Below are 412 nucleotides of genomic sequence, written 5' to 3' on the forward strand. Positions count from 1 at the left end.
AAAAACTTTTATTTTTATCATAATTAAAATTCAATATTCCTGAAATTTCTCTATCTGTTTTACCAACATATTTAGAAATTTTTTCATAAAGTATTTCTTCAAAACTTTTTTCAGAGTCACCCATTATATTTTCTGACAAGCTTTCTCCAATTATATATTAATTTAATACAAATTTCATGAATGATTGTTTTAAAGAAAAAGATCTTACCTTTAATTTTACTTGTTTGTTATAGTATTGAGGATCTAAACTACTCTTTGCTGTAGCACCTTTTGTACATGCACATAAAAACATGACATCTGCTGCTGCAAGTCAATACGATTTCCCATCTTTTATCTTATCATTTATTATTTTATAATCTGAATTTATTATTTTTAAATCCTTCTCAGTAAATTTAAACAAGTTAACATAATC

General features: G+C 23.8%; 1 protein-coding gene. It reads right to left on the reverse strand.

Going from position 1 to position 412, the window contains the following annotated elements; genetic code table 11:
* Positions 1-157: 157 nt before the first annotated feature.
* The gene (locus tag AYC60_RS09460) at positions 158-292 is read right to left on the reverse strand and encodes a hypothetical protein (protein WP_269146650.1); all 135 of its coding nucleotides are present in this window, start codon (positions 290-292) and stop codon (positions 158-160) included.
* Between the last annotated feature and the right edge of the window lie 120 nt (positions 293-412).

Source organism: Streptobacillus felis, assembly GCF_001559775.1.
Lineage (GTDB): Bacteria > Fusobacteriota > Fusobacteriia > Fusobacteriales > Leptotrichiaceae > Streptobacillus > Streptobacillus felis.

What these genes read in the sequence shown, in the direction of transcription:
- AYC60_RS09460 (WP_269146650.1), bottom strand. Translation starts at nt 292, where the DNA reads ATGTTTTTATGTGCATGTACAAAAGGTGCTACAGCAAAGAGTAGTTTA.